Raw genomic sequence first — 16,467 nt, forward strand, 5'->3', positions numbered from 1 at the left:
TTGCCGTCTATCCTTTGAACGTGTCTCCGGAAGTGCCCAGACGACGCAGGATCTTCTGGAGTGACACGCGTTCGATGCCTGAAAGTCGCGCCGCCTCGGATATGTTGCCTCCCGTCTGGCGCAAGAGGCCTTCGACGTAACGGCGGGTGAAATCCTCCACGACAGCCCCCTTCGCCTCTTTGTAGGGAACAAGGGATGGCGTCTCCGCAGTCGTCGGGCAGGTCGTGCCGTCCACAAGACGAAGGTGGGCGGTGTCGATGGTGTCTCCCGGGCAGAAGACGACGAGCCTGCGGATGTAGTTCTGTAGTTCCCTGACATTGCCGGGCCACTCCCTTCCGGCAAGACAGGCAAGTGCGCCGGGTGAGATGCGTTTCACAGGGCTGGAGAGCTCCCGGCAAGTCGCCGCGACGAAGTGGTCTGCCAGCAGTGGGATGTCGTCGCGCCGTTCTCGGAGGGGGGGCGTGTGGATGGTCAGCACGTTGAGCCTGTAGAAGAGGTCTTCCCGGAAGAGTCCCTGCTTGATGCGCTCTTCGAGGGCCCTGTTGGTGCTGGCGATGATACGCACATCCACGAGGGTGCTCGCGCTTGACCCCACAGGGCGAATCTCGCGCTCTTGCAAGACCCGGAGCAGCTTGGTCTGGAGTGCCTCACCGATGTCCCCGATTTCATCCAGCAGGAGCGTTCCCCGTTGCGCAGACATGAAGAGCCCGCGCCGAGTCCTGTCTGCCCCCGTGAATGCCCCTTTGACGTGTCCGAACAGTTCACTTTCCAGAAGCTGGTCGGGGATGGAGGGGCAGTTCACTTTGACTAGTGGGCGCTCCCTCCTGCTGCCGAGGCGGTGCAGCATGTCGGCGACGAGTTCCTTGCCTGTCCCTGATTCTCCCCTGATGAGCACAGAGTAGTCCGTGGCTGCGATGGCCGCGATAGTCTCCTTGAGGCGTTGCATGACCGGAGATTCGCCTATCATCTGGCGTTCGATGCAGCCTTGTTGCATCATTTGACGCAACCGTTTGTTCTCTTTGAGGATGCGTATCCGCTCCAGCGCCTTGTTGAGGGTCCTTTGCAGTTCTTCGCGGCGGACGGGCTTGGTGAGGAAGTCGTATGCGCCGTTCTTGAGGGCGGCGACCGCCGTCTCTATGGAACCGTGCGCCGTGAGCAGGATGACCGAAGTCGTGGGGTCCACGGTCATGGCCTGCTGCATGAGTTCCATTCCATCCATGTCGGGCATCCGCAGGTCGGTGAGCAGCAGGGCGACCCCGCTGCCCTGGATGATGTGCAGCGCCTCAGCGCCGGAAAGCGCCACAGAGACACTGGCTGCCGGAAAGTCCCTGCTCACCAGTCTTGCCAGTCCGTGCGCGAAGTCGGGTTCGTCATCGACGATGAGGATGTGTTCGTCACATGTCGTTGGCATGGTCGCGGGGGTCTCCGTCAGCAGGAAAGTGAAGAATGAATGTGGCACCGTCGTCGGTGGAGACGTCGATGTTGCCGTTGAGGTCGCGCATGATGCCATAGACGACGGCAAGTCCGAGACCCGTGCCGCGTCCTGTTTCCTTCGTCGTGTAGAAAGGGTCGAAGATGCGGTCACGGTGCGCTTCAGGGATGCCCGGCCCGTTATCCCTGATGGTCACCGTGACACCGTACCCCTTGCCGCAGGTGCTGATGGCAATGGTGCCTGTACGTTCCGGCACGGCATCGAGGGCGTTGAGGAGCAGGTTGGAGAACACCTGTCCCAGGGAGTCCCGGTCAGCGTAGACACGCGGCAGGTCGGGTTCAAGGTCGAGTGAGACGTTCACGCCCGACTTGCGGGCTTTCGGCATGAAAATCTCCACGATATCGGACAGCACGTCGTTGATGTCACAGGCCTCGCAGCGTGTGTCCTTGGGGCGGGCGAAGTCGAGCAGGTCACGGACGACACGCTGGGCCTGAAGGGTGTGTCGCAGGATGATGTCGAGGTCATGGCGTGCCTGCGAGTCTCCGACCTGTGTCTGGAGCAGTTCGGCGTAACACATGATGACGCCGAGGGGGTTGTTGATCTCGTGGGCGAGCCCTGCTGCAAGGCGTCCCACCGAGGCAAGCTTCTCCTGCTGCCGCATCTGGTCGAACATGCGCTTTTCCCTCGTCGTCTCACGAAGGTAGACCACGCTACGGTTCCTGCCGTGTGTCTGTGCAAGCGGATAGACGTTGATGACGAACGAGCGTCCATCCTCGAGTGCGATTTCCATCTGGGCAGGCTCTGCCACGGCGTCGGGGAGTCCTGCATCATCGAGAAGGCGCGGCAGACCACCCGGTATAGCCTTTGCCATGCGTTCGGCTGACCCGTTGGCAAACACGATGGCCCCGTGACCGTCAAGGAGCAGCAGGGGGTCGGAGATGCCTTCGAATATGGAGTCGAGCAGGGTGTTCTGCCGCAGGAGGTTGTCGAGCACGTCGATGTTGTCGAGCGCGATGCCCAGCTGACGTCCCAGTGCCTGTGCCAGTTCAGGAGTGCGCGGCCCGTGCGGTCTGTCTTCGCGCCAGAAAAGGCAGAGCAGGCCACGGGATGTCTCGGTGGTCTGGACGGGGATGTACCACGCGCGGGGTGTGAGCCGCGGCAAGCCGTCTCCAAGGAGCACTCCCATGTCCTCTGGCAGTTGTGGCGGTGCTGCGTCTGCGGGCCATGAGAATGACTCGGTACCCGAAAGCAGGCAGGCGTATGCGGCGCTGGCAGCGTTGAAGCGACGGGCGATGAGTTCGAGCGATGTGCCGAGAAGGTCGTGCTTGCCCTGGCTGCGGTTCAGTCCGGCGAGAAGTTCGACGAACAGCCCGACATCGGCACTCCGGGCGTCGGCCTCCGCCTGAAGGTCTGCCGTTCGCGTCGCGACCATCGACTCGAGATTGCTCGCGTAGTCTTTGAGTTGCTGCCTAGCCTGCGCCAGTTGTCGTGTGAAGCCTTCCATGGTGTTGATGACATCTTCAATCTCTTCGTCACGGCGCAGCCTGTCGAGCATGGAACCGTTCGCGTCGAAGCCGAGCTGACGTTGCATGGCGGCTCCCATCCGTCTCAGATTGTAGACGACAAGGCGCGTGAAGAACGTGTGGATGATGGCAAAGAGGATGACCATGCCCACGGCGAAGAGCGTGGCGAAGGAGGTTATGGCCTCCTTCGCCGAACTGAGGGATTCGTCGATGGCGATGGATACGAGGTCGATGCCCGCCAGTTCACCGGGGGAGCGGCCAAAGCCCCGCACAGGGCCATACAGTGCGATCAGTTGCGGGGGGGCATCTTCCGGGGCACCGTGGCACTTCATGCAGGCTTCTTCGAAACGGACGGGGCGGGCGGTTATGAACCGTTCGCCCCTCTCGCCGTTTTCAGTCTCCTCGATGCGGGTCAGTGTCGGGTCGGCCTTGAAGCGTTCTATGAGCCCACGCTCCAGAGAGGCAGCTTCGAAGGACGGGTTGCGGGCGTCGATGGCGACACGCCGGTATTCGAATGCCTCGTTCCCGTGAGCCGGGTCGCTCATGACGTGCCGGGTGACGAACGACGTCGACATGGCTTCGATGATGAACCTGTCGGCTGGCAGGTCCCGGTACATGGCGGGGCGCAACGTGTTGCGCACATAACTCTGCACCGATTCGGCGTGGCTGAGGATGAGCGAGGCTTTGGAACGGGCTTCGGCGGACACAAGCTGGTTCAGGTGCATGTACAGGGAGGCTGCGAAGAACAGCCCCATGGTGACGAGGATGCCCATGAGGCCGAGCATGAACCGTATCTGGAGCGAATAAGGCTTGTGGCGGCGGTGCCCGTTCTCAGGGGGTGCGGAGGGCATGGCGGAAACCGTTCCGGGTTGTCGTGTCCTGTCGGGCGGTCCATATGACCGCGCGGAACATGGGGCTTCGAAGTGTCTTGTCTCTATAGCGCGTCACCTGAACAATGGGCAACAGGCGGCGGTTCTGATGCTTCCTGATGGATACACATGCTAACACGAGTTAGCATGTGCAGTTTTGACGGTCTCTATAAGATCCTGTTTTGTTTCGACTGTTTTCTTTTCTTGCCGTGGCATGCAGCTTGCTTCGTATCGAGTGTCAGTTCAGGTCACAACCAATCCTAAGCATCAGGAGTCACCATGAAACTGCTCGTTCCTTATGATGGTTCACCCCAGTCGGACAAAGCCTTGGACACCGCGGTACATCTTGCGCAAGGCATGGGCGGGGCTATTGTCGTCGTCAATGTGGTGCCTGACCTCTGTCTGATGTCCGAAGAGATACCGGCTGGTGATTGCGATGCCGTATCTAGGGCATTGGACATGAATGGTTCTGTGGCATTGCACCGTGCAGGTGAAAAGCTGAAGGGTTCTGGCGTCGAGGTCGAGACTGTCATGAAGAGCGGGCGTATCGTGGACAGCATACTTGATGTAGCTCAGGAGAGGTCCATCGACTGCATCGTCATAGGTGCTCATGGAAGGCACAAGGCCTTGCGTATGCTTCTTGGCAGTGTGTCGTCGAAAGTGGCCGAACTGTCATCGTGCAATGTGCTTATCGTCAAGTAGTAACATCAGGAGAAACAGGTCATGCAAGAGAAGGGTCTCGCCGGAAAGATGATGGACATCGTGCCCGGCCTGCTCGTCATGGTCGGCACGCTCTACGTACTGCGTACCTATGTCGAACCGTGGATGAAGGATGCCGTGGTCTTCGGCAGGAAGGGCTGGCTGGTGCAGGTTCTCAGCCTCAACTACATCCTGCTTTCGATTCTTACCGGTATGTTCTACCGGAACATCCTGTTCGGCGGCAAGATACCGGGGTGGGCCGAAGAGGGCTTCAGGACGACCCGTCTGTTCATCAAGACCGGTGTCATCATGCTCGGTTCGCTCTACACTTTCGACAAGCTGCTCAAGGTGGGCGGTGTCGCCATCACCCTCATCGTGGCGTTCGTTTTCGGAACGGCCATCTTCATCATGTGGCTGGGTAGCCGTCTTGGGGCAGACAGGTCCGTCACGGCGACCATGGCGGCTGCATGCGGTGTGTGCGGTGTCTCGGCTGCGGTGGCTACCGCCCCCGGTGTGCGGGCCAAGCCCGTCGACCTTGCGCTCTCCATCGCCACCATCCTCGGTTTCGGCATCATGACGATGTTCGTGAGCCCCTTCATCGGCAAGGCCCTGCAACTTTCCGACTACCAGTTCGGAGCATGGGTGGGCACGGGTATCCTGAACTCGGGTCAGGTGCTCGCCACCTGCCTCGCATTCAACCCCGTGTTCGCTCCGGGTACGGCCGTTGCCTATGGTGAGATATGGAACGTCGTGCGCGTCATCTGCATCCCCTTCGTCGTGTTCTTCATCACGGCTTGGTACTGGAAGGGTGAGGCCGATGCCGAACACACCAGCCTCGGCAGCATCCTTGCCTCCAAGTTCCCCATCTTCGTTCTCGGCTTCGTGGGCATGACCGCCCTGTCGTCGCTGCATATGCTCGGTGCCGAGGGGTCCGAGACCCTGCACCTCATGCGCGATGTCATGGCGTGGATCTTCGGCGTTGGCCTCGTGGGCCTTGGAGCCTATATCGACGTGCGCGAGATCAAGGCCGCCGGCGGTGTTCCGCTGCGCATCGGCCTGATTGCAGGCATGGTCAAGTACATCCTCGCCCTGATCATCATCCTCGCCTTCATCCCCAAGGAAGGCGCGTTCTAGGCGCCGTAGCAAGGAGTCCGCAATGTCTGCCGACGACAAGAAGAAGTCCCTCACTGTATTCAGGTCCGACCGCCACGAGGACGTTGCCGCCATCGTCTTCTCCGCCCTGGTCGTAGTGTGCGTGCTGGCCTATATGGCCTTCGTCATCCCCACCGTGAAGATAACGGTGCAGCAGGACGGCAAGCTGACCGAAGTGTTCGTCACCGAAGGGGCACAGGTGAAAACGGGCGACAAGCTGTACGCTCTCGAGGTCGTTGAGAAGAAATGGGTCAACAACGCCATGCAGGAGAAGACGGTGGTGAAGGAATTCACCGCCAAGGCCAACGGCAAGGTCCTCAAGGTCACTGGTCAGCCCGGCGAGGCCGTGAAGAAGGGAAAGCACTCGGTCATCGTGCTTGAGCACGAGAAGGGGACCTTGCCCTAATGAAGATACTGTTGGCCCTTGATGACCATGTGCGTGCGACAGAAGAAGCCCTGCGCATGGCACGTGAGCAGGGAGCACAGTTGGACGCCCTGTTCGTCATGGATGCTACGTGGGATGTCTTCACCGGGCACGACTGGCTTTCGGGGTGCAACTCGCGCATCGGCTTTCTCGAGTACATGCATGATGAAGAGCAGAAGGCCGCCGCAAAGGCTGCGACGAGGTATCTTGACCTCGCAGCCGGGATCCCCGGAGGGTTGGTCACAGCCCGTGGTGATGTGGTGGAGGAGACTCTGGCACAGGCCGCCAGGGGGTATGACCTGCTTGTGCTCGCCAACCCGTTCACGCGGGGGCTTGAGATGATGCGTGATGCGGTGACGCGTATCGCGCGCGATGCCCCGTGCGATGTCCTGCTGGTGAGGGCATAGCCTCAGCAGCGTGCGAATGTGTCCGCTGTTCTGTGATTATCAGGAGGCCGCCGCAGAGATGTGGCGGCCTCTCTGGTCATGTGTCCCACGATGAAGGTCGTGCACCGTGTCCCCCCCCGGGGACGGCGCCTTCGGGTTCGGAGAGACACAGTACACATTAGCTGAAAAGGGTCCGCCTTGCGGGGCTTGTCACTCATCTGTATTGTATTTGCGTATCAACCATTATCGTTAATTTGTTGGATGGTGCATTCTAATGAGCTGAAATAGAAGAATCTAACGTTAGTGTGTGACAGATGCCGTTTGACAGTTTTTCAGAAAACATGGCAGAAACAGAAGTCGGTTATGGGGTATGCCCCCCAAGCGTCTGTCCGCCCGGTGGAGGAGGGGTCTCGCCGTGGCGCATTTTTTACCATTTTGTACTGCCCTCGCTAACATCGGAGGAAGGATCATGCGCAAAGGTTGGTTCAAGGCGCTCATCGCGGGAATGACCGTCGCGGTCATGGCTGGTCCGGTCTTCGCCGGTGACACCATCAAACTGGGCGTACCCGGCGCACACAGTGGCGACCTGGCCTCTTACGGCCTGCCCTCTGCCAACGCCGCCAAGATTGTCGCCAAGATGTTCAACGACAAGGGCGGCATCAACGGCAAGATGGTCGAAGTCATTCCGCAGGACGACCAGTGCAAGCCTGAAATGGCCACCAACGCGGCCACCAAGCTCGTCTCCGACGGCGTGGACATCGTGCTGGGTCACATCTGCTCCGGCGCCACCAAGGCCGCGCTGCCCATCTACAAGGAAGCCAACAAGGTCGTCATGTCGCCTTCGGCCACCACGCCTGCGCTCACCCAGAGCGGCGACTACCCCATGTTCTTCCGCACCATCTCCTCGGACGACCAGCAGGCGAAGCTGGGCGTCGATTTCGCCATCGACAAGCTCGGTGCCAAGAAGATCGCCGTGCTGCATGACAAGGGCGACTACGGCAAGGGCTACGCCGAGTACGCAAAGCAGTTCATCGAGCAGAGCGGCAAGGCCACCGTCGTGCTGTTCGAAGGCGTGACCCCCGGTGCCGTGGACTACAGCGCCGTGGTGCAGAAGGTGCGCAGCGAAGGTGCCGACGCAGTCATGTTCGGCGGCTACCATCCTGAAGCCTCGAAGATCGTCGCCCAGATGCGCAAGAAGCGTATGACCACGCCCTTCATCTCCGACGACGGCGTGAAGGACGACACCTTCATCAAGGTCGCCGGCAAGGACGCCGAGGGCGTGTACGCCTCCAGCTCCAAGGACGTGAGCATGCTGCCCATGTACAAGGAAGCCATCGAACTGCACAAGAAGGAGTTCGGCACTGAACCCGGCGCGTTCTACAAGGAAGCCTTCGCCGCTGCGCAGGCCCTTCTTACCGCCGTGCAGCGTGCAGGCAGCACCGAAACCCCCAAGGTTGTCGACGCCCTGCGTAACAACTTCGTCGAGACCGCCATCGGCAAGATCAAGTTCGACAAGCGTGGCGATGCCGAAGGTACCGGCTTCTCCATGTATCAGGTCAAGAACGGCGTGTACGTCGAACTGAAGTAGCCGAGGAACAGGACATCAACCCCAGGGGGCGGGCCTGTGCCCGTCCCCTGGATTTTGCAATGCGGAAACCTGCGAGAGCAGGTTTTCGCGTGGGAAGGGACACATGGATTGGCAGTATTTCTGTGAACTCTTGTTCGGTGGGCTCACGCGCGGCAGCATCTATGCACTTATCGCGCTCGGCTACACCATGGTGTACGGGATCATCGAGCTCATCAACTTCGCCCATGGCGAGGTCTACATGATCGGCGCGTTCACGGCGCTCATCGTGGCGGGTGTGCTCGGCATCTATGGCTTTCCCGAGGCGGGCATCCTCATCATCGCCGCCATCGTCGCGGTCATCTACTGCGCCGCCTACGGGTTCACGCTGGAGAAGGTGGCGTACAAGCCCCTGCGTGACGCGCCACGCCTTTCTCCGCTGATCTCGGCCATCGGCATGTCCATCTTTCTCCAGAACTATGTCATCCTCGCGCAGACCTCGGACTTCGTGCCGTTTCCGCGCCTCGTGCCCGACCTCGCCATCCTTGAGCCCATCGCCCACATCACCGGGACGAGTGATGTTCTGATCATCGTCACGAGCGCCATCACCATGGTGGGCCTCACCCTGTTCATCAAGTACACCCGCATGGGCAAGGCCATGCGCGCCACGGCGCAGAACCGCAAGATGGCCATGCTGCTCGGCATCGACGCCGACAGGGTCATCTCCCTCACCTTCATCATCGGTTCCTCGCTGGCGGCCATCGGCGGCGTGCTCATCGCCTCGCATATCGGTCAGGTGAACTTCGCCATCGGCTTCATCGCAGGCATCAAGGCGTTCACCGCCGCTGTGCTTGGCGGCATCGGCTCCATTCCTGGCGCCATGGCGGGCGGGCTTGTGCTCGGCCTTTGCGAGAGTTTCGCAACCGGCTACGTGTCCAGCGACTATGAAGACGCCCTCGCCTTCGCGCTGCTCGTGCTCATTCTCATCTTCAGACCCTCCGGTATCCTGGGCAAGCCCAAGACCCAGAAGGTCTAGCCGGCTTCAGGGCAAAAGAGGACAACAATGCAAGGCATCATAAAATCTCTTCAGGTCGGCCTCTGGTTCATGTTCCTGACCTTTCCGCTGATGGTCATACGGGTCGACACGCTGAACGGTACGGTGGACTGGCGGTGGCAGAACATGGTCATGATGGGGCTTGGAACCTTCGCCCTGTCGTTCCTGTGGCGCTATATGCTCGCCCGCAAGGAAGCGGGGGGCGCATCTGCCCGGCAGGGCAACGCCGCCGCGGGCGGGCTGATGGCCCGCGTGCGCAGTGACGCCCGACTCCGGACCCCGGCGCTGCTTGCGGTGCTTGTGGTGTTCGCCGTGCTGCCCATGCTGGTCTCCACCTATCAGACCAACATCATGATTTCGGCCCTGCTCTACGTGATGCTCGGCCTCGGGCTGAACATCGTCGTGGGCCTTTCCGGTCAGCTTGTGCTCGGCTACGTGGCCTTCTACGCCGTGGGCGCCTACGCCTACGCCCTGCTCAACGCGGACTTCGGTCTCGGCTTCTGGACGGTGCTGCCCATCGGGGGAGCTCTGGCTGCCGTCTTCGGCATCCTGCTCGGTTTTCCGGTGCTGCGGCTGAAGGGCGACTATCTTGCCATCGTCACGCTGGGCTTCGGTGAAATCGTCCGCCTCGTGCTGGAAAACTGGGGCAGTGTCACGCGCGGTCCCAGCGGCATCTCCAAGATCGCCCGCCCCGGTCTTTTCGGCATGGAACTGTCGGTGAGCGAAGCCACCACCTACATCTATTACCTCATCCTTGCGGCGGTGATTTTCACCATCTTCGCCGTGGGACGCCTCAAGGACTCGCGCATAGGACGCGCCTGGCAGGCCCTGCGCGAAGACGAAATCGCCTGCGAGGCCATGGGCATCGACCTCACCACCACCAAGCTCACGGCTTTCGCGCTGGGAGCGTGCTGGGCCGGCTTCGCCGGGGTCATCTTCGCGGCCAAGACCACCTTCATCAACCCCGCCAGCTTCACCTTCCTCGAATCGGCGATGATTCTCGCCATGGTGGTGCTTGGCGGCATGGGGTCGACACTGGGGGTGGTGCTGGGAGCGCTGGTGCTCATCCTTCTGCCCGAATACCTGCGTGCCTTCTCGGAGTACCGCATGCTCATCTTCGGTGCGGCGATGGTGCTCATGATGGTGTTCAGGCCGCAGGGGCTGGTGTCGTGCCGCTCCAGAGAGTATGATGTGAACGACCCCGAAGCGGGTAAGAGCGGGGAGAAGGCGTAATGCAGACCGTGCTCGACGTACGAAGCATATCCAAGAACTTCGGAGGGCTGCGCGCCCTTAACGAGGTCGACCTTAGGGTCGATGCGGGTGAGATCGTCGCCCTCATCGGGCCCAATGGTGCAGGCAAGACCACGTTCTTCAACTGCATCACGGGCATCTACGTGCCGACAGAAGGCGAGGTCGTCGTGACCCGCCCCGGCAGCGAACCCGTGCGCGTGAACGGGCAGAAGCCCAATCAGGTGACGGAACTCGGCATGGCCCGTACGTTCCAGAACATCCGCCTGTTCCAGAACATGACGGTGCTTGAGAACGTCATGATCGGCTGCCATTGTCGCACGCGCTCCGGCATTCTCGGAGCCTTGCTGCGCGACGCGAAGACGCGTGGCGAAGAGCAGGAGATCATCGACAAGAGCTATGAACTGCTGAAAAGCGTGCACCTGCAACAGCACTATAAGGAGCAGGCCCGCAATCTGCCTTACGGTGCGCAGCGCAGGCTTGAAATCGCCCGCGCACTTGCCACCAACCCCTTCCTGTTGCTGCTCGACGAACCCGCTGCGGGCATGAACCCGCAAGAGACGCTCGAACTCAAGGGGCTGGTGCTGGAGATACGCGAAAGGCTCAACCTCTCCGTCCTGCTCATCGAGCATGACATGAACATGGTCATGTCCCTTTCCGACCGCATCTACGTGATGGAGTACGGCTCGAAGATCGCCGAGGGCACCCCGGAGGAAGTCAGCCGCAATCCGCGCGTCATCAAGGCCTACCTCGGAGAGGAAGAACATGCTTGAGCTGCGTAACGTCAACACCTACTACGGCAACATACAGGCCCTGCGCGACATCAACCTCACCATCGGCGAGGGGGAGATCGTCACGCTCATCGGTGCCAACGGCGCGGGCAAGAGCACCACGCTGATGACCATCTGCGGCGCTACGCCGCCACGCACCGGTGAAGTGCTGTTCGAGGGAAAGCCCATCCACACCATGAAGCCCAACGAGATCGTGAGGCTGGGCATCAGCCAGGTCCCGGAAGGGCGTCTCATCTTCCCCGACCTGACCGTTCAGGAGAACCTCGACCTCGGGGCCTTTCTGCGTAGCGACAAGGAAGGCATCGCCCGCGACCTCGATTACATCTTCGACCTCTTTCCCATCCTCGCACAGCGGCGTCGTCAGGCAGGGGGTACCCTGTCCGGCGGTGAACAGCAGATGCTCGCCATCTCGCGCGCCATCATGGGCCGCCCGCGGCTTCTGCTGCTGGACGAGCCGTCGCTGGGCCTCGCGCCCATCATCATCCAGCAGATCTTCAACATCATCCAGAAGATCAACGGCGACGGCACCACGGTGTTTCTCGTGGAGCAGAATGCGAACCAGGCGCTCAAGATAGCCCACCGCGGCTATGTCATGGAGACCGGGCGCATCACGCTTGAGGCTCCTGCCGAAAGTCTGCTTACCAACGAAGAAGTGCGAAAGGCCTACCTCGGCATGTAAGGGGCGCATTCATCCTGAACGTCGGAAGGCGCCTGTCACGGGCGCCTTCTTTCGTTGGCGTATCGCATCTCGGAAAAGCAGCCAGCGAAGAGGGAAGGTGTTGACCGGGCGCAGGAGGCATCGTATTCCACGTGGGCTTGTTCAGTAGCTACCTCTCAGGGATGAATCGGCATGTGAAACTAAACGGTGAGGTTTTCGTAAATGCTCGTGACGGTGATGATCCCGACATATAATCAAAAAGATTACGTCGGAAGTGCCATAGAGAGTGCGCTTGCGCAGACCTATGCCGATCTTGAGATCGTTGTGGCGGATGATGCCTCGCCTGATCCTGGTGTTGCCAAGGTTTTGGAACGGTACCGGAACCACCCCAAAGTTCGGCTGTATCGAAATGCACAGAATCTCGGGCGGGTCGCAAATTACCGCAAGACACTTTATGAAAGGGCGCGTGGGGAGTGGGTAATCAATCTTGATGGTGATGATTACCTTGTTGACCCGTGCTTTGTCGAAGATGCTGTAGGCGTGGTCAAGAAGCATCCGGACATCGTAGCTGTTTTGGGGGGACGTAAGGTTCTACAGGCGTCAGGAACTCACAAGGTTCAGCAGGCGAACGTGTGCTTGTCTGGGCGTGTTGCTCCTCGGGATGTCTTTTCGGGCATACTGGATGGGACACTTTTCCCATACCACAACGCGACACTCTATTCCCGAACCCATGCCCTAGCCATCGGTTTTTATGAGCAGGACATAGTATCTTCGGATCTTGAATCCTTTCTACGCTTGTTTGCGCGCGGGGCTGTTGGTGTTCTGCCAAGAATCGTTGGTGTTTGGCGCGAGCATTCGGGAAACACGAGTGGCACGATGGCTTTCAGTGATTATCTCGCTAATATCCAGGTGTTCGAATCGGTCATGCACACTGCTGAAGAACCAGATATCGCCGTCAAATCCTCGTTTCTTAAAAGCTGGAGTTCTCGCTATGCGTATTCAAAGGGCAAAGACTATGCATACCGCCTTTTGAAAGATAGTGATTCACCTTCTCTTTGTTTCGGGTACCTAAAACGGCTTTCCAAAGTGTCATCAGTAGCCGCATTGCGTATATTGATTCAGCCCAAGGTCCTTTTCAATCTTTTGGCGAGAGCATTGCCTTCGCAGATTTCGCGATGCTTCAGATGAATTCTGAAGCTTTCTTGCAATATGATAGAATTGCCGACTAACGATGCAATAAAACTCTTTGCCATAGGCATAGTCCATTACGTACTCGTATCTCAAAAAACGTGAGCGAACGAGTGACAATTGGTTGCTTGCGCCCTTGATTTTCGAGATGCCATGTCCCTGTAGCCTTGCTTGAATGCAAATAGTATCTTGAATGATGTGCCATCTTTTTTTGGGTAGAGTGGGTTGTAATAAACAGGCCTATGCCCGAAGTTGTTATATGTTGTGTTAGGTGAATGGCTCAGGTTCTCTGGTAAATGGCTTTTGTACATGAATGTAGGTCGCAATGAGTAGCTTTCGAGCATGTGTTCTTGGTGCTTCCGGGTTTCTGGGAAGTCACCTCGTGCATCATTTGCTCAAGGCTGGATGCCAGGTTCATGCATTCAGTCGCGATTCCAGGCGAAACCCCTTGTTGACTGATGAGTTAATGTCCTCATGTAGCATCTTCACAGGGGATTTTTTCAATACGCAGGATGTTGAACGTGCGCTTGCAGACTGTGATGTCTGTTTTCATCTGGTGTCGACAACGATTCCAAAGACTTCGAACGATGACCCGCTACGTGATGTTCGAGAGAACCTCTCAGGGTCTTTGACTCTTCTCGAATGTGTAAGGCGTACCGGGGTTCGTAAGGTTGTCTATGCCTCGTCGGGTGGGGCGATTTACGGAAAGCATCTGATGCCGAGGATTTCCGAGAATCATCCGACAGACCCCTTGTGCTCATACGGTATCGTCAAGTTGGCAGTCGAAAAGTATCTGGCATTGTATCATGAACTGTATGGTATCGACTATGCTGCTCTCAGGATAAGCAATCCCTTCGGGCCGTTGCAGCGAACGAGCGCAGAGCAGGGGGTCATCGGGGTTTTTCTCGGCAAAATCTTGCGCAACGAACCGCTGCATGTCTGGGGTGATGGTTCTGTAGTGCGCGACTATATCTACGTCGAGGACGTTGCACGAGCACTGGTTCTGGCGGCACGCTTGAATACCGAGCATCATGTCTTTAACATCGGTTCGGGGGCAGGGCTGAGTCTCAATGATATCATCGATATGATGCGCTCCGTGACTGGGCGTGATGTTGTCGTGAAGTACGATCAGAATCGGGTTTTCGATGTCCCGTATTCCGTGCTTGATGTGTCACTTGCTGAAAGAGAGCTTGGGTGGAGGGCACTATTCCCATTTAAAGTTGGAGTCAGCTTAGCATGGGTGTGGTTATGTGAGAATTCGTAGGAAAAGGTATAGCCGCTTTTTGGGTCTCTAGTGCAGTAAGTGTTGGCGCAAAAGCGGCGTCATGAAGTAAATGTTTTCTTTCCTTTGAGTGTGATTATGTTTGTAGCGAAAATGTATGATAGGATTTATTTAGTTATTGCAAAGTTGTTGACTTTTTTTCTTCCACGTAAATATAGGCGTACTTTGAGAGCCATTCTCGAAAGAAATGATCCTCTGACTTTAGCCCTTCGCTTTATCCGAAGGGGTCGATATGACCTGCCCGGCACTTTTCAGACCAGCCGAAACTTGAGATAGGTTTCTCCCTCAACCACGAGGGAACCGATGAAAAAGGGACGATTTTCCGAAGAGCAGATGGTCGGCATTCTGCGAGAAGCTGACCGTAGTCCAGTGGCCCAGGTGGCCAAGAAGCATGGAATCAGCGAGCAGACGATCTACACATGGCGCCAGCGGTTCGCAGGCATGTCCGCCGATGACGTGAAGCGGCTACGCCTGCTGGAACAAGAGAACACGCGGCTGAAGAAGATACTTGCGGAACGGGACCTTGAAATCGAGGTCATGAAGGAAATCGCCACAAAAAAATGGTAGGCGCACCCGTCCGACGCATCCAGGTGGCATACGCTAGGAGTCGCGGGCTTTCACAACGCAGGGCGTGTGCGCTGTTATCCACTTCCCGGTCGTCGCTCCACTACGAGTCACGGCTGGAGGCTCGGGACAAGCCCCTGATGGCGGCGATGTCAGGTCTAGCTGCGGCGTATCCGCGCTTTGGATATCGCCGGATCAACGTGTTCATGGAGCGTCTGGGTCATGTCATGGGGGCCGACAAGGCGTTCCGGCTTTGATGCAAGGCCGGGTTGCAGGTGCCCAGAAAGCGGCCTCGGAAGCGGATTGCGGCGTCCCGTCCGCGACCACAACTGCCGATGGGTGCAAACGAACTGTGGGCGTACGACTTTGTCTACGACGCCTGTGCAAATGGTCAGCCGATAAAATGCCTGACCGTGGTGGACGAATACACGCGCGAATGCCTGGCTATAGACGTTGCCGGGAGCATCAGGTCGGGCCGGGTGATTGAGGTGCTGTCCCGCCTGATTAGTGAACGTGGAGCCCCTCTGAGCCTACGTTCTGACAACGGACCGGAGTTCGTGTCGAAGGCACTGCTCAGATGGGCGGCTCGGGAGTCTCTGAATCTGGCTCTGATTGAGCCTGGCAAGCCCTGGCAGAACGGTTTGAACGAGAGTTTTAATGGCAAATTTCGCGACGAATGTCTGTCAATGGAATGGTTCCGGTGTCGGGACGAGGCACGCGTAGTGATCGAGGAATGGAGGCGGCACTACAACTCCGTTCGCCCACATTCAAGCCTAAACAACATAACGCCTGAACACTTTTGTCGGCAGTATGGAAAAAAACTGAACCGTGGGGAAACCATCAAGAATTGAGTGGTCCGAAGTTTCCCGGCAGGTCATCTTAAGAGCGAAGAACAAAGGTATGCGAGTGCCCGCAAGGTGCTTGCCCTGTTGTGGACTTACTTTAAGCCGACATCGGTCGTGGATTTTGGTTGTGGGCTTGGCCATTGGCTAGAAGTCTGTGCCAGCAATGGTGTTCAGGAATATCACGGTTATGATGGACATCATGTGGATGTTAAGAACCTGAAAATTCCTGAGCTTTGTTTCACTCAATGTAATCTTGAAGAATATATTGAACCTTTTACTAAGTATGATTTGGCGATGAGTATTGAAGTTGGAGAGCATTTAGCTGCGTCTTCAGCGGATAATTTCGTAAGGTCAATAGTATGCTCAGCTGATGTCGTCTTGTTTTCGGCTGCTGCTCCGTTGCAAGGAGGGACTAGCCATGTAAATGAACAGCCCCCGAGTTGTTGGGCCGACCTTTTTTTGTCATTTGGGTATGTTTGTTTTGATATTTTTAGAAAGCCGCTGTGGAATGATCCTTCTGTTAACTGTGTTCATGCTCAGAATATTTTGTTGTATGCGCGTAACGACAAAAAATTCATTTTTGAGAATCAAGGTCTGAGTTCTGTAGTGAGTCCGGATTTGATATACCATCCTGCCCTATACATTAGTCGAATGAATGAATTTGGTTGTGGTGAACATGGTTCCAAGTTGGTGCGGTCGCTTAAAAAAAGGTGGAAGTATGTACGGCACACCTTTTTTGCCAATTAGAAAGTTTTACGTGGTTTTGTCCTTAGTCGTGTAAACTTTAT

14 protein-coding genes and 1 pseudogene are annotated in these 16,467 nt (G+C 57.7%); 13 read left to right on the plus strand and 2 right to left on the minus strand.

Features of this window, described 5'->3' with window-relative positions; translation table 11 throughout:
• Positions 1 to 7: 7 nt before the first annotated feature.
• Positions 8 to 1,411 carry a sigma-54-dependent transcriptional regulator gene (locus DVU_RS02605; RefSeq protein ID WP_010937845.1) on the minus strand — a complete coding sequence of 468 codons (1,404 nt, stop codon included), beginning with the start codon at positions 1,409 to 1,411 and terminating at the stop codon, positions 8 to 10.
• Positions 1,395 to 3,806, minus strand: a complete 2,412-nt coding sequence (locus DVU_RS02610) for a c-type heme family protein (RefSeq protein ID WP_010937846.1) — start codon at positions 3,804 to 3,806, stop codon at positions 1,395 to 1,397. The genes DVU_RS02605 and DVU_RS02610 overlap by 17 nt, the downstream gene beginning before the upstream one ends.
• A gap of 297 nt (positions 3,807 to 4,103) precedes the next feature.
• On the opposite strand from DVU_RS02610, the gene DVU_RS02615 reads away from it, so the two are divergent.
• The 13 genes and pseudogenes from DVU_RS02615 to DVU_RS02675 all read left to right on the plus strand — a co-directional run bounded on the left by DVU_RS02615 (position 4,104) and on the right by DVU_RS02675 (position 16,426).
• Positions 4,104 to 4,526 (plus strand): universal stress protein, encoded by a 423-nt coding sequence (locus DVU_RS02615; RefSeq protein WP_010937848.1) that lies wholly within the window; start codon positions 4,104 to 4,106, stop codon positions 4,524 to 4,526.
• A 21-nt stretch (positions 4,527 to 4,547) separates the two neighbouring features.
• A complete protein-coding gene (locus tag DVU_RS02620; protein ID WP_010937849.1) occupies positions 4,548 to 5,657 on the plus strand; it encodes a YeiH family protein in 1,110 nt (369 codons plus the stop codon).
• Positions 5,658 to 5,679: 22 nt separating this feature from the next.
• Positions 5,680 to 6,081, plus strand: coding sequence for a biotin/lipoyl-binding protein (locus DVU_RS02625; RefSeq protein WP_010937850.1), 402 nt, complete (start codon positions 5,680 to 5,682; stop codon positions 6,079 to 6,081).
• Positions 6,081 to 6,506, plus strand: coding sequence for a universal stress protein (locus DVU_RS02630; protein WP_010937851.1), 426 nt, complete (start codon positions 6,081 to 6,083; stop codon positions 6,504 to 6,506). The genes DVU_RS02625 and DVU_RS02630 overlap by 1 nt, the downstream gene beginning before the upstream one ends.
• A gap of 448 nt (positions 6,507 to 6,954) precedes the next feature.
• Positions 6,955 to 8,073 (plus strand): branched-chain amino acid ABC transporter substrate-binding protein, encoded by a 1,119-nt coding sequence (locus tag DVU_RS02635; RefSeq protein WP_010937853.1) that lies wholly within the window; start codon positions 6,955 to 6,957, stop codon positions 8,071 to 8,073.
• Positions 8,074 to 8,176: 103 nt separating this feature from the next.
• Positions 8,177 to 9,085, plus strand: coding sequence for a branched-chain amino acid ABC transporter permease (locus tag DVU_RS02640; RefSeq protein ID WP_010937854.1), 909 nt, complete (start codon positions 8,177 to 8,179; stop codon positions 9,083 to 9,085).
• A 27-nt stretch (positions 9,086 to 9,112) separates the two neighbouring features.
• Positions 9,113 to 10,336 carry a high-affinity branched-chain amino acid ABC transporter permease LivM gene (livM, locus tag DVU_RS02645; protein ID WP_010937855.1) on the plus strand — a complete coding sequence of 408 codons (1,224 nt, stop codon included), beginning with the start codon at positions 9,113 to 9,115 and terminating at the stop codon, positions 10,334 to 10,336.
• Positions 10,336 to 11,124: an ABC transporter ATP-binding protein gene (locus tag DVU_RS02650; RefSeq protein ID WP_010937856.1), complete on the plus strand. Its 789-nt coding sequence runs from the start codon at positions 10,336 to 10,338 to the stop codon at positions 11,122 to 11,124. Before livM ends, DVU_RS02650 begins: the two co-directional genes overlap by 1 nt.
• Positions 11,117 to 11,821, plus strand: a complete 705-nt coding sequence (locus tag DVU_RS02655; RefSeq protein ID WP_010937857.1) for an ABC transporter ATP-binding protein — start codon at positions 11,117 to 11,119, stop codon at positions 11,819 to 11,821. Before DVU_RS02650 ends, DVU_RS02655 begins: the two co-directional genes overlap by 8 nt.
• A gap of 201 nt (positions 11,822 to 12,022) precedes the next feature.
• The gene (locus DVU_RS02660) at positions 12,023 to 12,988 is read left to right on the plus strand and encodes a glycosyltransferase family 2 protein (protein WP_010937858.1); all 966 of its coding nucleotides are present in this window, start codon (positions 12,023 to 12,025) and stop codon (positions 12,986 to 12,988) included.
• 325 nt (positions 12,989 to 13,313) lie between these two features.
• Positions 13,314 to 14,252: an NAD-dependent epimerase/dehydratase family protein gene (locus tag DVU_RS02665; RefSeq protein WP_010937860.1), complete on the plus strand. Its 939-nt coding sequence runs from the start codon at positions 13,314 to 13,316 to the stop codon at positions 14,250 to 14,252.
• A gap of 321 nt (positions 14,253 to 14,573) precedes the next feature.
• Positions 14,574 to 15,685: pseudogene (locus DVU_RS02670) on the plus strand (IS3-like element ISDvu3 family transposase).
• Positions 15,686 to 16,426 carry a methyltransferase domain-containing protein gene (locus tag DVU_RS02675; RefSeq protein ID WP_014524249.1) on the plus strand — a complete coding sequence of 247 codons (741 nt, stop codon included), beginning with the start codon at positions 15,686 to 15,688 and terminating at the stop codon, positions 16,424 to 16,426.
• Positions 16,427 to 16,467 lie beyond the last annotated feature (41 nt).

The organism is Nitratidesulfovibrio vulgaris str. Hildenborough (assembly GCF_000195755.1).
GTDB classification, from domain to species: Bacteria; Desulfobacterota; Desulfovibrionia; order Desulfovibrionales; family Desulfovibrionaceae; genus Nitratidesulfovibrio; species Nitratidesulfovibrio vulgaris.